We start from the raw sequence: 14,046 nt of genomic DNA on the forward strand, positions 1-14,046 counted from the left end.
CAGCAATGCCATATTTGCATGGCTCACATTCCACACAAACAATTGATTTTACTTTACAAATTTCAATTAACTGAATTCAGGTTAATTTGCGACGCGGTGAAAAATAACGATCTCGTCACTTCGCGACATGTTGAGCGCGAGGCGAGCCTTTTCATCCAGCATGTCCCTTTCCAGCGACCCATCACTCATCAGCTGAACCTCCTTTTCAAGGATCAACCGCTGTTTCGTGAGCTTATCCAGCCGCGCCTGCCGCTCGACGATCTGGCGATCGAATTGCTCGGTCGCCTTCAGGCCATAGCCGCCGTGAATGGAATGATAGCCGAAGTAGGAGAGAAAGGCGACCGCGATCAGCGGCATCACCAGCCGTCCCAGTTTCCGTTTCTTATGATGCCGTGTCCACATGCATTCACGCCCTGATACGCAGTACGGCAATCAGATTAGCGGCGATTGATTAACCGACCGTTGACCATGAACGGCAGGAAAATAGAAACCCGCCCACACGGGGCCGTGTGGACGGGTTCGATTTTCAGACGAATATCAGGCGGCGATCAGCCGCGCAGGATCGAACGGCCGGCGTACTTCGCCTGCAGGCCGAGCTGCTCTTCGATGCGGATCAGCTGGTTGTACTTTGCGAGCCGGTCCGAACGGGCGAGCGAGCCGGTCTTGATCTGGCCGCAGTTGGTGGCGACCGCGAGATCGGCGATCGTCGCGTCTTCGGTTTCGCCCGAGCGGTGCGACATGACGGCGGTGTAGCGTGCCTTGTGCGCGGTCTCGACGGCGTCGAGCGTTTCCGACAGCGAGCCGATCTGGTTGACCTTGACGAGGATCGAGTTGGCGACACCCATCTTGATGCCGTCGCGCAGGCGCGCCGAATTGGTGACGAACAGGTCGTCGCCGACGAGCTGGCACTTGTTGCCGATGAGGTCGGTCACGGCCTTCCAGCCATCCCAGTCGTCTTCGGCCATACCGTCTTCGATCGAGAAGATCGGGTACTTGGCAGCGAGTTCCGCCAGGTATTCAGCCATGGCGCCCGGCTCGAGCGTGCGGCCTTCACCTTCGAGAACGTACTTGCCGTCCTTGAAGAATTCGGTCGCTGCGCAATCGAGCGCGATGAACATGTCTTCGCCCGGCTTGTAGCCAGCCTTTTCGATCGACTTCATGATGAAGTCGAGCGCTGCCGGAGCAGAGGCGAGACCCGGCGCGAAGCCGCCTTCGTCGCCGACATTGGTGTTGTGGCCGTCAGCGGAGAGCTGCTTCTTCAGCGTGTGGAAAACTTCCGAACCCATACGAACGGCGTCGCGCATCGTGTCGGCACCAACCGGAACGATCATGAACTCCTGAAAGTCGATCGGGTTGTCGGCATGGGCGCCGCCGTTGATGATGTTCATCATCGGTACCGGCAGCACGTGGGCGTTCGGGCCGCCGACGTAACGATAGAGCGGCAGGCCGGCAGCTTCGGCAGCGGCCTTGGCGACAGCCATCGAAACGCCGAGGATGGCGTTGGCGCCGAGGCGCGACTTGTTCGCCGTGCCGTCGAGCTCGATCATGGTCTTGTCGATCTGGATCTGGTTCTCGGCATCGAGACCGCCGATCGCTTCGAAGATCTCGCCGTTGACGGCTTCGACGGCGCGCTCGACGCCCTTGCCGAGGTAACGCGTTCCACCATCGCGCAGCTCGACAGCCTCATGCGCACCGGTCGAGGCGCCCGACGGGACTGCCGCGCGACCGAAGCTTCCGTCTTCCAGGTACACGTCGACCTCGACGGTCGGGTTGCCGCGGCTGTCCAGAATTTCTCGGCCGATGATGTCGATGATTGCAGTCATGATCTCTTCCCTGTTGAGGACGGTGGGTGGTCGGGGCCTGTCATACGCCAAGGCCTCGAAATTACAATGGCGCGCAATATGCAAAAACAACCGCGCCATTGCGGTTCATGAAAATTTCACGAAGCGTCGCGGGGCTCAGCCCTTGGCGATCGCGTCGAACGCCAGCAGCTTTTCGAGCAGCCGCGGCATGTCCTTCAGATGCACCATGTTCGGGCCATCCGACGGCGCATTGTCCGGATCTTCGTGCGTCTCGACGAACAGACCGGCGACGCCAACGGCAACGGCCGCACGCGCCAGCGTCTCGACAAATTCACGCTGGCCGCCGGTCGAACCGCCCTGCCCGCCCGGCTGCTGGACCGAATGAGTCGCATCGAAAACGACGGGTGCGCCGAGCGAGGCCATGATCGGCAGCGAGCGCATGTCGGAGACCAGCGTGTTGTAGCCGAAGGAGGCGCCGCGCTCGCACAGCATGACATTGGGGTTGCCGCTCTCGGTGAACTTCGCCAGCACGTTCTTCATGTCCCAGGGCGCCAGGAACTGGCCCTTCTTGACGTTGATCGCGCGGCCGGTCTTGGCGGCTGCGACCAGAAGATCGGTTTGCCGCGACAGGAAGGCCGGGATCTGCAGAATGTCGACCATCGGGGCGACCAGCGCGCATTGCTCTTCGGTGTGGATGTCGGTCAGGACCGGGAAGCCGAATTCCTTCTTGAGGTCGGCGAAGATTTCCATCGCCTTTTCGAGGCCGATGCCACGTTTGCCCGAGAGCGACGTGCGGTTGGCCTTGTCGAAGGAGGATTTGTAGACGAGGCCGAGCCCGAGCTTGTTGCAGAGTTCCGAGAGCGCGCCCGCCATCATGAAGGCGTGTTCACGGCTCTCCATCTGGCAGGGGCCGGCGATCAGCGACAACTTCTCGGTCTGTGCGAAGGCGACCTGGCGGGCACCCTCCCCGACCACGACTCTGGCATTGGTTTTCATCATCAAGCTCCAAACGCGAAGATCACCCCTTGCCCCGGCATTTCGGGAACAATGAGGCGCCCGCCCATTTCTGCAAATTCGATATCGTTGTCGGCGAACAGCGCCCGCGTCGCTTCGAGATCGGCAACGCGGAAAACGACTGCCCGCCCGCGCAAGCCCCGTTCGGCATTGCGCACCGAGCGACCGAAGAAGGCTTCCATGCCGGCGGCGTTCAGCACCGAGATCTTGGCGTTGGTGGTCGCGACATCCATGCCGAAGGAATGCGCCGAAACCTCGCGCTCATCGACCGCTTCCTGCAGCAGATACTGGAAATCGGTCGGATTGGCTTCCGACAGCACCACTTCGCTGATGCCGATCACACCGTTGTCGTGCCGCTCCAGCGCCGCCCGATCGGTGGGGAGCGCGCGAACGCGCTGACAGTTGAAGAGGAAGAAATCCGGCGCGCGAAGATCCGCGGCAAAGGCCAGGCGGAAGGAGCCCAGGCCCTCACGGCCATCCGGCAGCTTCATCGGCCGGGAAAATTCCAGCATGTCTCCGCCGGAGATGCCGCACGCCCGAAAGCGGATGTGATCGCTCGCCGCGTCCTCGGTGCCGAAGACCAGCGCCGAGAGACCTTCCGGTCCCTGGCGGAAACGAAACGCCTGATCGCGCGCCACAAAGGCATTGCCGTCGAGTGCGGCCGCCTCGCATTCCTCGCGGGACGCTATGGCGAGCGGTTCGAGATAGGTGCCGTCGGTAAAGAAGACACAGGCATTTTCGGTGCCGAAGGGATGGCGGGCATCGTCGGCGACGGTAAAGCCGAGATCGGAAAGCCGACGCCGCGCCTGGGTAAGCGTATCCACCGGCAGCACGAGGTGATCGAGCGGGCGGGTGGTGCGCTTGGAGAGGCTCATGGCGTGTTCCCTGATGGTTCGCCGCTGTTTGCAACTTTTGGCCGGCGAATGCAAGCCGGGTCACCGCCAGGGAGCGGATCGACGGTCCGGGCTCGGGCCGTTGCTGCAAACGCGAACCATCCGCGGCCGGCTGCGCCCGCCGCGGATTATGCCTGTCGCCAGCAGACGAACCGCCGGAAGGTCAGTAGTAGCCCGGCGCCGTCGTGGCGTTGGCCGTGTTCCCCGCACCGAGACCGGGGGCGAACGTCTGGGGCTGCGTGTAGGACGTATTGGTCGAGGACGTAGAGGCACAACCCGAGAGCCCCAGCACGGCGACCGCCAAAGGCACGAACAACAAAGCGATGAAGCGCATACGGATTGACCCCTTTCCAGTTTCGCTGACGAACAGGAAAGTACGAAAACGATGCTTTGGCGAGTACGTAACAGTAACGCGAGGTAAATAGGCGGCGACGAAGCCGGGTTCGACAACCGCAGCCCCCTACCGGCCGCTGCGGTTGCTCTTGTTGCGCGTAAGCTTTCGGCCCGGCCGGGACACCGGGCTCACTCCATCAGGGGCGACGATCGCTCTTGATGGCGAAGGTGGCGATGAAGGTCGGCACGAACCTGTCGATCAGGAAACGAGCCGACGGCTGCCAATCCTCGTGAAAGCCGGCCAACAGGAAACCGGCCTGCAATTGCCCCTCGATCTGCTGAGAAAGGCTGTGTCCGAACACCAGGGCCTCGCCACGCCCGACCTTGGCCTGCACGACATCGGGAGGGAGATGCTCCGCTTCGGCAAAGGGGAGCCGGTAGGCCGGGCGGATAAGACCCCTTTCCGCATGGGCCGGATCGCGGTCGCCGACGAAAACGATCGGATTGTAGAAGCTCGAAAGCAGCCGACCGCCGGTTTTCAGCACCCGGTGGCACTCCCGCCAGACCGGACGGATATCCGGAACGTAGAGATTCGAGATGGGGTGAAAGACGATATCGAAGGTTTCGTCGGCAAAGACAGAGAGGTCGCGCATGTCACCCTGCACGGCCGAAAGCGGCAACCCTTCGCGTTCGGCGACGCGCCGATCCTGTTCGAGCTGTCCCTCGGAGATGTCGAAGACCGTAACGTCGGCACCGGCCGCAGCCAGGATCGGTGCCTGCTGCCCACCGGCGGACGCCAGGCAGAGGATCCTCTTGCCCTTGACGTCGGGCAACCACCCGTCAGGCAAGTCACCGGGGGTCAGCCGCGCCTGCCACTGACCCTTGCGGGCGTCGGCGATCATCTCCGGCGTGACCGGGCGCGACCATTCGCAGTCCTGGCTTGCCTGCCGGTCCCACGCCTGGCGATTGTGATCGATGATATCGAGATTGGAGGAGGAAATATCTTGCATATTCGGTCCCTGGAAACTTTGTCCTGATGTGACCGCTCATGAAGGCGAATGGAGATCGCAGGCAGAAATGCCCTGGCGTTCGTCCGTCGATGCGGATCGCAGCAATGCCATCGTCCATCCCCTTCGCAAGCGAAGTTGAGGCGATTCGGTTTTCACCGGGCATTACTGGCGCATTGGACGACGCTCCTCTTGCTGGAAGCCGCACGCTAGCGGCTGGGTTGCGGGTGGTCAATGCAAACAAAGGTCCACGCCGTGCGGCTTGCGGCCGCAAGGGTTTTGTTCAATAGCCCCGGCGAACGAATATCCGGCACGGTCTGCACGTTATCATGCTGCCTATGATTTCAACCGCTTGAGAAGCCGTCACAATTGCGTAAAATTCACCAATGCAGCCTGGAGTTATGCCGGGCAGCAGGCTGAGGGGCAGCATTTGATTATCGACTTGCAGGACAAGCAACGCATCCGGGCGCGGCCGAGGGACGCCAAACGGCGCATCGGGACGCTGACCCGGTTTCCAATCGGGCACACATTCACATGATGCGCGAGATGATGGCCAAGCTGGCTTCCATCGCCATCATGATGTTTGCGCGAGCGCTGACGGCGGCACGCGCCATCTGGCATGAGACCGGCCTCCCGCCGAAGCAGAGCATTTACTTCGCCAACCATTCCAGCCACGGCGATTTCGTGCTGATCTGGGCGGTCCTGCCGCCTTGGCTCAGGGAACGCGCCCGGCCGGTCGCGGGCGCCGAGTACTGGCTGAAATCGAAGCTTTCGCGCTTCATCGGCCGTGACGTGTTCGATGCGCTGCTGATCGAACGCGACCCGGAAGCGCGCACGCAGGACCCGGTCGAGCAGATGGCGGCCGTGCTCAACGACGGATCGTCGCTCATTCTCTTTCCCGAGGGAACGCGCAACCAGACCGAAGCACGCCTTTTGCCGTTCAAGAGCGGGCTCTTCCACCTCGCTTGCAAGCGCCCGGACGTGGCGCTGGTCCCCGTCTGGATCAACAATCTCAATCGCGTCATGCCCAAGGGGGAGTTCGTGCCGATCCCGCTCATCTGCACCGTCAATTTCGGCGAACCGATGCGCCTCAAGGCGCAGGAGACGAAGGAAGAGTTCATCGCCCGCGCCGAGGCCGCGCTGCTTTCGCTCGCGCCGTCATCGACAGATGACCGCGCATGAGCACAGCCAGCCTGGACATGCTCAAGCTGCTCTCCGGCGTCGGCGGCGTTCTCGTGCTGGCGTCGAGCGTCGGCTACGTGCTCAAGCAGAAGCTTTCGCCTGACGGGTCGAACGGCGCGATCGAGAACCTCAACGCCCGCATCAAGGCGTGGTGGGCGATGGTGGTCCTGATCGCGATCGCCTTCGTTGCCGGCCGGGTCGGCGTGTTGCTGCTCTTTGCCTTCTGCTCGTTTGCAGCGCTGCGCGAATTCATCACGCTCATCAACACGCGCCGCGGCGACCACTGGGCGATCGCGGCCGCCTTCTTCGTCGTCCTGCCGATCAACTACTTCCTGCTCTGGGCCGAGCAATACGGGATCTATTCGATCTTCGTGCCGGTCTATGCCTTCCTGCTGATGCCGATCGTCGCGGTCCTTCGCGGCGACACCCGCGACTTCCTGGTCCGGATCTCCGAGGTGCAATGGGCGCTGATGATCTGCGTCTTCTGCGCCTCGCACGTGCCGGCGTTGCTCACGCTTCAGATCCCAGGCTATGAGGGACGCAACGTGCTCCTCATCGCCTTCCTCGTCATCGTCGTTCAGTCGAGCGACGTGCTGCAATATGTCTGGGGCAAGCTCTTCGGCAAAACCAAAATCGCGCCCACCCTTTCGCCGTCGAAGACGGTCGAGGGCTTCGTCGGCGGCGTTGCGAGCGCAACCCTGATCGGTGCCTCGCTCTGGTGGATCACCCCGTTCACGCCGGCGCAGGCGGCGCTGATGTCGCTCATCATCACCCTGATGGGCTTCTTCGGCGGTCTCGTCATGTCGGCAATCAAGCGGGATCGCGGCGTCAAGGACTGGGGCCATCTGATCGAAGGCCATGGCGGGCTCATCGACCGGCTCGATTCCGTCGTCTTTTCCGCGCCGATCTTCTTCCATCTGACGCGCTACTGGTGGTCGCTGACATGAGCGCCAAACTGAGGGGGCTGGCATCAAGCGGCGTCGTTCATGTGGCCCTCGCCTTTTTCGCCATGGGCGGCTGGGCGCTTTTCGCCAACCGCCATCACCCGATGCCGAAACCGCTTGTTGCCGGCCTCGTCCAGGGAACGCTTTCGGCGCTCCTGACGCTCTACCTCAAGACGGCGATCGACGCGCTTTCCAAGCAGTTCAGCGGCGCCTGGCGTCTGGTCCTGCCACCACTTATCGCCTGCCTTGGTTCCTCGGCTGTACTTGTCGCGATCCACGCGGCCAGCGGCACGCCCGAGATCCTGAAGACGATCGCGCTGCCGCTTACGGTTTCGACCACCTACGCCGCCATCTACAACTATTCCATCAGCCGAGGCGAACATGACCGAGACCGGTGACCGCAGGCCGCTCGCAAGTCGCAACACCCGCTGGGCGCAGGCCATTGCACGCCGCCTGGCATCGATGAACCTCACGCCGAACCGGATCTCGCAGGCGAGCATGCTGGCGGCTGCCCTAGCCGGCCTTGCCTTCTGGCTCGCGGGCGGAAGCGAGGATGGCGTAAGGGCGAGCCTGTTCATCGCTGCCGCCCTCTTTTGCCAGTTGCGCCTGCTCTGCAACCTCTTCGACGGCATGGTCGCCGTCGAGGGCGGCAAGGGCGAGGCCGACGGTCCCTTCTGGAATGAGTTTCCCGATCGCATCGCCGATATCTTCATCTTCGTCGGCGCAGGTTTTGCCATCGGCGTGCCGGCTCTCGGTTTTGCTGCGGCCACTTTCGGCGTGTTGACCGCCTATGTGCGCGAACTCGGCCGTGCCAATGGCGCGCCCAGCGACTTCTCCGGCCCGATGGCCAAACAGCACCGCATGGCGACGATAACGCTGGGCGCTGTTGTTTCGGCCTTTGAAGGCCTCTGGCTCGGCGATGGCGAAGTGCTGTGGATCGCGCTTCTTGCGATTTCGATCGGGGCAGCGCTGACGGCCCTTCTGCGCGCCCGCCGCCAGATTGCCTGGCTTCGGAAAAACGCGCCCAACAAAGGCTAAACACCCTCTTCACGCATCATGAACGAGGCCGCCGCAACATCGCGCGGCCCCTTGACGTATGCCTAGGTCCATTACTAGATAGATTAGTCTATTTATTAAATGCCACGAGCGTCACCGATGAACGAATGCTCGTGCGCGCCAAGATCGGCGGCGATCAGACCCGTGATCGCCGCCTCCTGAAAGCAAACTTTTTCAATCGGTTACGGCGCAAAATTTCAGCGCCTCCCGTTACGGAGAACACGAATGAGTACCCCGGACCGCATCGACGACGTCGACGCATTGCGCGGCTTTGCCTTGCTCGGCATCCTCCTGGTCAACATCATGGCCTTCGCCTCTGCCTTCTACGGACTGGAAATCGCCGACCCCGCCTTCGGCAGCATCCTCGATCGCAGCGTGCATTTCGTAATCGCCCTGTTCTTCGAGATGAAATTCTACCTGCTCTTCTCGTTCCTGTTCGGCTACAGCTTCACCCTGCAGATGCGCTCGGCGGAAAAATCCGGCGAGGCCTTCGTGCCCAGGCTTTTGCGCCGACAGATGGGCCTCTGGCTGATCGGGCTTGCCCATGCGGTTCTGCTTTTCCATGGCGATATTCTCACCACCTACGCGGTGCTTGGCATCGCCCTCCTGACGCTCAGAAACCGCAGCGATGCAGGCCTCTTCCGGCTAGCCAAATGGCTGGTCCTTCTCCTTGCACTCGTCTGGGGCGCACTCGGCATCCTCATCACGCTGGATCCGGTGCCGCTCGATCGGTCCGCCATTCTCTCCGCTGCGGAGGCGGCGGAGCTTGCTTTCCGCGGCGACTGGCAGGCCATCATCGGTCAGCACCTGACGGAGCTCAACTCGGTCTGGGTCATCCTCGTCCTGCTGCAAGCGCCGTGCGCGCTGGCGATGTTCCTGCTCGGCCTGATCGCCGGACGTCGCAAGACCCTGGCGCGGCCGGAGGAGAACACGGCATTGTTCCAGCGCCTCGTGCGCACCGGCCTCTGGGTCGGCCTGCCTGGTGCCGTCATCTATGCCTTTGTCAGCGTCGAGATGCCCGAATCGCCGATCGCGGTCATCGCACTTTCGATCGGCCTCGCCACCGGCCCGCTTCTCACCGGCGCCTATGTCGGCGGCATGATGCTGCTCTTCGGATCCAAAGCCGGCCACGGGCTGCGCAACCTGCTGGCGCCTGCCGGGCGCATGGCCCTTTCCAACTACCTGATGCAGTCCTTGCTCATGGCCCTGATCTTTCATGGCTACGGCCTTGCTCTCATCGGCCAGGTCTCGCCTCTGGTAACCGTGCTGATCGCACTTGCGATCTTTGCCGCCCAGCTCGTTATCAGCCGCTGGTGGATGGCCCGCTTCGCCTATGGACCGCTCGAGTGGCTCCTGCGCTTCATCACCATTGGCCGCGTGCCCCAATGGCGCCGCCCGGCGGAGGCGCGCTGACGGCAACCAGCCAATTCCCACGAGCTGTACTGCCCGGCGCCTTAAACGCCGGGCATTTTCGTTTCCTGGCTTGAACCGCAGTTCGATCTATTTTGCTTTGACTCTAATTAGATGATTATCTAAATATAAGAGCAACAAGCGAGCGGAGTCGATGCGGATCAACAGGGTTTTCGAGGCGCTTTCCCATCCGGTGCGGCGGCAGATCCTGGCGCTCCTGAAGGCCGGACCGATGAGTGCCGGCGAACTGGCCGAGCATTTCGACCTGACCAAGCCGACGCTTTCCGTTCATTTCAACAAGCTACGCGAGGCGGAACTCGTCGCCGTCGAGCGGCGCGGTACGAGCCTTATCTACCACCTCAACATGTCCATCCTCGAGGAGGCGCTCGGCGGCCTTCTCAGCACAAGGGATCCAGTACCATGAGCTTACTTCCGCGCTCCCCAATCGCGCTGGCATCCGGCGGCGTTCTTCTTTCCGCGACGCTCGTCGGCTATCTCGCAATTCCTGCAGGGGTGCAGCTTCCCATCCATTGGGGCGTTGACGGCACGGCTGACGCCTTCTGGCCGCGCGACCGCGCGCTGGCCCTGGCACCGGTGGCAGTCGCCGTGCTTGCCGCACTCTCGTTCGCGGTCGGTCGGTTCGCGCCACGGGCCGAGCTTCAGGCGGGCCGGCATGTCGCCGAAGTCACTCTCCCCGCAATCCTCGCGCTCTTTGCCACCATTCAGACTGTGATCGTGCTGATCGGTCTTGGCGTCGACCTCTCGATGTCGCGGGTGATCGCCTTCGGACTCGGAGTTCTGTCGATCGCCGTCGGCAACGTCCTGCCGAAATCGCAGCCGAACGGCCTTGCCGGCATTCGGCTGCCGTGGACGCTCGCCGATAGCGCCAACTGGCGGGTAACGCACCGGCTTGCGGGCCTGCTGATGATCTCAGCCGGTATCACCCTGGCGCTGTTGGCACTCGTCATGAGCGCGGGTCCGGCGCTTTCCGCAGCCACGATCACCGCCATGCTGCTTCCGGTCGCGATCGCTACGCTCTATAGCTACCGGCTCGCTCGTCGGACCTAGCCTCTCCCAGCGTCGCACTGGAGCCGCAGCGCCATCGCACGAACGAAAACGGCCGGTCTCGCGACCGGCCGTATCATTTCATTCCTGTGCGCCTCAGACGAGGCGGGACTGTTCGAGCGCCGCTTCGATGAAGCTTGCAAACAGCGGATGCGGATCGAGCGGGCGCGACTTCAGTTCCGGATGGTACTGAACGCCGATGAACCACGGATGATCCGGGTACTCGACCGTCTCCGGCAGGATACCGTCCGGCGACATGCCCGAGAAGACGAGACCGCAGGATTCGAGACGATCCTTGTAGTCGACGTTGACTTCGTAGCGGTGACGGTGACGCTCGAAAATCTCGGTCGAACCGTAGATCTCCGCAATCTTGGTGTCGGCCTTGAGCGCTGCGCGATAGGCGCCGAGGCGCATCGTGCCGCCGAGATCACCCGATGCAGAACGCTTCTCGAGTTCGTTGCCCTTCACCCATTCCGTCATCAGGCCAACGACCGGTTCCTTGGTCGGGCCGAACTCGGTGGAGGACGCCTTCTCGATGCCGGCGAGGTTGCGGGCAGCTTCAACGACGGCCATCTGCATGCCGAAGCAGATGCCGAAGTAAGGCACCTTGCGCTCGCGGGCAAAGCGCGCCGCGTTGATCTTGCCCTCGGAGCCGCGTTCGCCGAAACCGCCGGGAACGAGGATGCCGTGCACCTTTTCGAGGTAGGGTGCCGCATCTTCCTTCTCGAAGACTTCCGATTCGATCCATTCGAGCTTGACCTTCACCCGGTTGGCGATGCCGCCATGGTAAAGCGCTTCGATCAGCGACTTGTAGGCATCCTTGAGGCCGGTGTACTTGCCGACGATCGCGATCGTGACTTCGCCTTCCGGCGTGCGGATGCGATCGGCAACCCGTTCCCAGGCGTCCATGCGCGGCTTCGGCGCCGGCTCGATGCCGAAGGCTGCCAGCACTTCGTTGTCGAGGCCTTCCTTGTGGTAGGCGATCGGAACGTCGTAGATCGAGGCAACATCGAGCGCCTGGATGACTGCCGACTGGCGGACGTTACAGAAGAGCGACAGCTTGCGACGCTCGGCTTCCGGAATTTCGCGGTCCGCACGAACGAGCAGGATATCAGGGTGGATGCCGAGGGCCTGCAGTTCCTTGACGGAATGCTGCGTCGGCTTGGTCTTCAATTCGCCGGCCGCCGGGATATAGGGCATCAGGGTAAGGTGGACGTAGACGGCGGTGCCGCGCGGCAGGTCGTTGCCGAGCTGGCGGATCGCCTCCATGAACGGCATCGCCTCGATGTCGCCGACGGTGCCGCCGATTTCGCAGAGGACGAAGTCGTAGTCGTCGTTGCCTTCGGTAACGAAGTTCTTGATTTCGTTGGTTACGTGCGGGATCACCTGAACGGTTGCGCCGAGATAGTCGCCGCGGCGTTCCTTGTCGATGATGTTCTTGTAGATCCGGCCAGTGGTGATGTTGTCGGTCTTCGTCGCCGAACGCCCTGTGAAGCGTTCATAGTGGCCGAGATCGAGATCGGTCTCCGCGCCATCGTCGGTTACGAAAACCTCACCGTGCTGGGTCGGGCTCATGGTGCCCGGGTCAACGTTGAGATAGGGGTCGAGCTTGCGCAGTCTCACCCGGTAGCCACGCGCCTGCAGCAGTGCTCCGAGAGCCGCTGCAGCGATGCCTTTTCCGAGGGAGGAAACCACGCCGCCTGTGATGAATACATATCGCGCCATGGGAGTCACCGGATACCTTTTCACAAATGATTCCGCCACCGAAAAATTCATATTCCAGAACTTTTCGTCTTGGGATGGAGGCAGATTTCACACAAAACAAAACCGGCGGATGAAACATCCGCCGGCGGGTTCTTCAGAATTGCGACCTTACTGGCCGCTGGGAACTTGCGATCCCGTATTGCTGTTGGCGCCAGCGGCGGGCGCCGGAGTCGTTGCGCCGCCGGCCGGGGCTTCGCCCGTCGTCGCCGGTGCGGCGGTCGACGGAACGCCGTTGTCGGCCGGAGCGGGGTTGCCGGTTGCCGGCTGCTGTCCAGTCGCGCCGCCAGCCGGAGCCGGAGCGCCGCCACCGAGCGAATTGAGAACGCCACCACCGTTCGAGCTGGTGCCCGGGATACGGTCGAGGATGTCGGTCGCCTGCGGCTGGTAACGCGCGAGAATGCCCATGCCGAGCGCCAGGACGAAGAACAGCGCGGCAAGGATCGCCGTCGTGCGCGTCAGCGCATTCGCCGTGCCGCGCGCGGACATGAAGCCCGAGCCGCCGCCGATGCCGAGACCACCGCCTTCGGAACGCTGAATGAGTACGACGCCGATCAGGGCGACGACGACCATGAGATAGATGACGAGTAGTACGGTCTGCATCAGCTTCCAGTCCTGCCCTTGGGGCACACGAATCAAACCCTGCGCAAACTCGGCATGGCCGGGCGCAATTTTCGCGCCTCTTTATACCATGCCGTGCGCCATTCCAAGCCCCTGCCCGGTAACCCGGGCGATCAGGCCGTCAATTCTTCATAAGCCCGGTAGATGGCGAGGAAGTCTTCGGCTTTCAAGCTTGCGCCACCGATCAGTGCGCCGTCGACATTGGCGACGCCCATCAATTCCTTCGCATTGGACGGCTTGACCGAGCCGCCATAGAGGATGCGCATCTTGGCGCCGGCGTCGGCAAAGCGCGCGACCAGCTCCTTGCGCATGAAGGCATGCGCTTCCTCGACGTCAGTGGCCGTCGGCGTCAGGCCGGTGCCGATCGCCCAGACGGGCTCATAGGCAATCACGGTGTTTTCCGCGGTTGCTGCATCCGGCAGGCTTTCGGCGAGCTGACGCTTCAAAACATCGAGCGTCTTGCCCGCCTTGCGCTCGTCACCGGTCTCGCCGATGCAGACGATCGCGATGAGTTCGGCCGAATGCGCCGCTTCCGTTTTTGCGCGTACCAGCGCATCGCTTTCGGCGTGGTCGGTGCGGCGCTCGGAATGGCCGACAATGACGTGGGTGCCGAAGCAATCGGCGATCATCTCGGCGGAAAGGTCGCCGGTATGGGCGCCCGATTGCTTCTGATGGCAGTCCTGCGCGCCGATCAGGAGCGGGCTGTCGTCGCAGAGCGCCGTCGCCACGTAGAGCAGCGTTGCAGGCGGGCAGATCAGCGTCTCGACCTTGGCGGAGAGTTCGCCCTTGACCCCTTCGGCCATCGCCTTGATCTGATCGAGCGAGGCGCGGGTTCCGTTCATCTTCCAGTTGCCGGCGACGAGCGGGCGGATATCGGGCGTCATGCAATTTCCTCCGGGTACTTTTCTCCGGAAGCGGCCTAGCAAATGCAGCCGGCAAATAAAAGCGCCGCCAACGA

Annotated in this window: 15 protein-coding genes; 7 read left to right on the forward strand and 8 right to left on the reverse strand. The window is 62.5% G+C overall.

Features of this window, described 5'->3' with window-relative positions:
• Window positions 1-81: 81 nt before the first annotated feature.
• The 5 genes from OKW20_RS15265 to OKW20_RS15285 all read right to left on the reverse strand — a co-directional run bounded on the left by OKW20_RS15265 (window position 82) and on the right by OKW20_RS15285 (window position 5,052).
• Entirely contained in the window at window positions 82-402 is a 321-nt protein-coding gene (locus OKW20_RS15265) for an FtsB family cell division protein (protein WP_043618008.1), read from the reverse strand.
• 146 nt (window positions 403-548) lie between these two features.
• Window positions 549-1,823, reverse strand: coding sequence for a phosphopyruvate hydratase (eno, locus tag OKW20_RS15270; RefSeq protein ID WP_043618005.1), 1,275 nt, complete (start codon window positions 1,821-1,823; stop codon window positions 549-551).
• 135 nt (window positions 1,824-1,958) lie between these two features.
• Window positions 1,959-2,801 (reverse strand): 3-deoxy-8-phosphooctulonate synthase, encoded by an 843-nt coding sequence (kdsA, locus tag OKW20_RS15275; RefSeq protein ID WP_429173310.1) that lies wholly within the window; start codon window positions 2,799-2,801, stop codon window positions 1,959-1,961.
• A complete protein-coding gene (locus tag OKW20_RS15280) occupies window positions 2,801-3,691 on the reverse strand; it encodes a VOC family protein (RefSeq protein WP_429173312.1) in 891 nt (296 codons plus the stop codon). The genes kdsA and OKW20_RS15280 overlap by 1 nt, the downstream gene beginning before the upstream one ends.
• 548 nt (window positions 3,692-4,239) lie before the next feature.
• A complete protein-coding gene (locus OKW20_RS15285) occupies window positions 4,240-5,052 on the reverse strand; it encodes a class I SAM-dependent methyltransferase (protein ID WP_429173315.1) in 813 nt (270 codons plus the stop codon).
• Between the two features lie 534 nt (window positions 5,053-5,586).
• On the opposite strand from OKW20_RS15285, the gene OKW20_RS15290 reads away from it, so the two are divergent.
• The 7 genes from OKW20_RS15290 (at window position 5,587) to OKW20_RS15320 (ending at window position 10,709) form a co-directional block, all read left to right on the forward strand.
• On the forward strand, window positions 5,587-6,231 hold the full coding sequence (locus OKW20_RS15290) for a lysophospholipid acyltransferase family protein (protein ID WP_429173469.1): 645 nt from the start codon (window positions 5,587-5,589) through the stop codon (window positions 6,229-6,231).
• On the forward strand, window positions 6,228-7,178 hold the full coding sequence (locus tag OKW20_RS15295) for a phosphatidate cytidylyltransferase (protein ID WP_043617993.1): 951 nt from the start codon (window positions 6,228-6,230) through the stop codon (window positions 7,176-7,178). Before OKW20_RS15290 ends, OKW20_RS15295 begins: the two co-directional genes overlap by 4 nt.
• Window positions 7,175-7,573: a hypothetical protein gene (locus OKW20_RS15300; RefSeq protein ID WP_429173318.1), complete on the forward strand. Its 399-nt coding sequence runs from the start codon at window positions 7,175-7,177 to the stop codon at window positions 7,571-7,573. The genes OKW20_RS15295 and OKW20_RS15300 overlap by 4 nt, the downstream gene beginning before the upstream one ends.
• Window positions 7,557-8,213 (forward strand): CDP-alcohol phosphatidyltransferase family protein, encoded by a 657-nt coding sequence (locus tag OKW20_RS15305; protein ID WP_429173320.1) that lies wholly within the window; start codon window positions 7,557-7,559, stop codon window positions 8,211-8,213. Before OKW20_RS15300 ends, OKW20_RS15305 begins: the two co-directional genes overlap by 17 nt.
• A gap of 243 nt (window positions 8,214-8,456) precedes the next feature.
• Window positions 8,457-9,644: a DUF418 domain-containing protein gene (locus tag OKW20_RS15310; RefSeq protein ID WP_429173323.1), complete on the forward strand. Its 1,188-nt coding sequence runs from the start codon at window positions 8,457-8,459 to the stop codon at window positions 9,642-9,644.
• A 151-nt stretch (window positions 9,645-9,795) separates the two neighbouring features.
• Window positions 9,796-10,065: an autorepressor SdpR family transcription factor gene (locus tag OKW20_RS15315; protein ID WP_429118517.1), complete on the forward strand. Its 270-nt coding sequence runs from the start codon at window positions 9,796-9,798 to the stop codon at window positions 10,063-10,065.
• Window positions 10,062-10,709, forward strand: a complete 648-nt coding sequence (locus tag OKW20_RS15320; protein ID WP_429173326.1) for an SdpI family protein — start codon at window positions 10,062-10,064, stop codon at window positions 10,707-10,709. The genes OKW20_RS15315 and OKW20_RS15320 overlap by 4 nt, the downstream gene beginning before the upstream one ends.
• Window positions 10,710-10,802: 93 nt before the next feature.
• On the opposite strand, the gene OKW20_RS15325 is transcribed toward OKW20_RS15320, so the two are convergent.
• From OKW20_RS15325 to tpiA, 3 genes are all read right to left on the reverse strand, one after another.
• Window positions 10,803-12,440, reverse strand: coding sequence for a CTP synthase (locus tag OKW20_RS15325; RefSeq protein WP_305877765.1), 1,638 nt, complete (start codon window positions 12,438-12,440; stop codon window positions 10,803-10,805).
• A gap of 138 nt (window positions 12,441-12,578) precedes the next feature.
• Window positions 12,579-13,070 (reverse strand): preprotein translocase subunit SecG, encoded by a 492-nt coding sequence (gene secG, locus OKW20_RS15330; RefSeq protein ID WP_043617978.1) that lies wholly within the window; start codon window positions 13,068-13,070, stop codon window positions 12,579-12,581.
• A gap of 131 nt (window positions 13,071-13,201) precedes the next feature.
• The gene (gene tpiA, locus OKW20_RS15335) at window positions 13,202-13,972 is read right to left on the reverse strand and encodes a triose-phosphate isomerase (RefSeq protein WP_429173329.1); all 771 of its coding nucleotides are present in this window, start codon (window positions 13,970-13,972) and stop codon (window positions 13,202-13,204) included.
• Window positions 13,973-14,046 lie beyond the last annotated feature (74 nt).

The organism is Ensifer sp. LBL (assembly GCF_050435225.1).
Lineage (GTDB): Bacteria > Pseudomonadota > Alphaproteobacteria > Rhizobiales > Rhizobiaceae > Ensifer.